The sequence below is a fragment of the Brachyspira sp. genome, from assembly GCF_050873525.1.
Classification (GTDB): domain Bacteria; phylum Spirochaetota; class Brachyspiria; order Brachyspirales; family Brachyspiraceae; genus Brachyspira.
This window is the reverse complement of the sequence record NZ_JBNMIZ010000297.1, coordinates 1-2,466: the sequence shown is the minus strand read 5'-3', so window position 1 is coordinate 2,466 and position 2,466 is coordinate 1. Positions and strand designations below refer to the sequence as shown.

Sequence of the window (2,466 nt, the reverse complement as noted above, 5' to 3'; positions counted from 1 at the left end):
TAGAAGCTATGGCTATACTTGAAAATAATATAAATATTAACGCTATTTTTTTCATTTTACAATCCTTATAAATTTATAAAAAGATTTTATAATAATTTATAGAGTATTTCAATATTAAAAAAATAAAGAATTTACAATTAATGATAAGGTTAATACTATATATAGTATTGACAAAAATATTTTTTTCTATATTATTATATTTTTAAATTATAAAAAATTTTTTAATTTTAATTTTTTTAATGAGAGGCTATAAAATGAAAGATAAAACTTTTTTAATGATTCCCGGTCCCACTCCAGTTCCTGAATCGGCTTTAATGGAAATGGCAAAACATCCTATGGCTCATAGAAGCAAAGAATTTTCAAATATTCTAAAAGAAGTATTTGAGGATTTAAAATATGTCTTCCAAACGAAAAACGATGTCTTTTTATTTACTGCGAGCGGAACGGGAGCTATGTGCGGAGCTTTGGAAAATCTAATAAACGAAGGCGATAAAGTTTTATGTTTGTCAATCGGAAATTTCGGAGCAAGATGGGCGAAAATTGCAAAGTCGAGAGGAGCGGAAGTTATTAAAATAGAAGCGAAAGCGGGAGATATAATAAAGCCCGAAGTTTTGGAAGAAGAATTGAATAAAAATAAAGATATAAAAATTGTCACTCTCACTCATAGCGAAACTTCTACGGGAGCGGCAAACGATATTAAAACTCTATGTTCTATAATAAAAAATCATGGGGCGTTATCGGTAGTTGACGGAATAACGAGTTTATGCGCGATGGAATTCAAAACTGACGAATGGAATATCGATGTCGCAGTTTCGGGTTCGCAAAAAGGATTCATGATTGCCCCGGGATTATCTTTTTTGACGGCAAGCGAAAAGGCTTTTAAGATGCATGAAAATTGCAAACATCCGAGCTTTTATTTTAATTGGACGGAACATAAAAAATCATTGGCAAAAGATACGACTCCTTTTACTCCAGCCGTTAATTTAATTTGCTCTCTTCACACTTCTTTAAAAATGATTAGAGAAGAAGGAATTGAAAATATTAATAAAAGACATGAAAAACTTACTTTAGCATTGAGAAGCGCTATAAGAGAAATTGGATTAAAACTTTTGGTTGAAGACGATAAAAACGCGAGTCATTCGATAACTTCTATACTTCCTCCAGACAATATAACCGTTCCAGATATTAGAAAAACTCTTAAAGACGATTACGATATAATAGTCGCAAACGGACAGGGCGATTTGGAAAATAAAATATTCAGAATCGGAACTTTGGGATTTGTATGTGAAAGAGATTTGATTATGGCTGTCGGTTCATTGGAAGCGAGCCTTTTAAAATTGGGTTATAAATTCAATCTTGGAAGCGGAGTAAAAAAATTGATTGAAGAATTGAATAAGAATTAAAATACAATTTATTATGGAGAAAATATGGGAATTAAGACAAAAGATAAAACAATAGAGGATATTTTTCAACAAATAGACTATGGAATTGATTTTTATCAAAGAGAATATAAATGGAATGATAAAACTCAAGAACATAAACCCGTTAAATCTTTATTAGAGGATATATTTTATCGTTTTAATCTGGAATATAACGATAATTTAAGTCCAAATCAAACTAATTTAGAAAAATTTGAATGGTATTATCTTAATACATATATGACTAATGAAATTAATGGTAAAAAATTTATAGTCGATGGACAGCAAAGGCTTACTACTCTTACATTAATTCATATAAAACTTTATCATTTGGCTAAACGATATGCGTTGCCATTCTTTATTATTGATAGTATTAAAAAATCTATTTACGGCTCAACTGCTTTTGGGGTATTTTTTTGTATGGGATTTGATGATAGAAAAGAAGCTATTGAAACCCTTTTTAATAAAGATTTAAATAATTTGCAAGCTAATAATCAATTCAAAAGTATATCAGAAAAAAATATATATGAAAATTATATTGTAATTAGCGATTTTTTAGAAAAAGAACTTATTCAAAATACAAAAGATACAAAAGATATTAAAAATAAAGTTCATTTTTTTATACTATATTTTAGGCTTAAAATTTATTTAGTAGAAATTATAATTGATAAAAGTAAAGATGTTCCTATGGTTTTTGAAGTTATAAACGATAGAGGAATACCGCTTGAACCTTATGAAGTATTAAAAGGTAAGATTTTAGGGCAAATTGAAAAAAGTGAAATTGACGAATATTTAGAAATATGGGATAAACAAGTAAATAAACTTTATGGACATATAGATGAATTTTTTAGTTATTATTTTAGGAGTAAATTCGCCGATACTACTAAACAATATGACGATTTAGGTGTTAATAAATATCACAGAAATATATTTATTAATGAATTTGATAATAAGATAAAACTTAAACATAATCCTAAAAGAGCAAAAGAATTTATAAAAAATGATTTTTTATATTATTCAACAACTTATATTTTTTTATTAGAAAAAT

Annotated in this window: 2 protein-coding genes; both read left to right on the top strand. The window is 27.4% G+C overall.

The features are described 5' to 3' along the window. Positions 1 to 254 precede the first annotated feature (254 nt). Complete coding sequence (locus ACR0QS_RS12750) at positions 255 to 1,403, top strand: pyridoxal-phosphate-dependent aminotransferase family protein (RefSeq protein ID WP_432633830.1); 1,149 nt, start codon at positions 255 to 257, stop codon at positions 1,401 to 1,403. A 24-nt stretch (positions 1,404 to 1,427) separates the two neighbouring features. After that, the coding region (locus ACR0QS_RS12745) for a DUF262 domain-containing protein (protein WP_432633829.1) at positions 1,428 to 2,466 on the top strand (1,039 nt) is incomplete at its 3' end.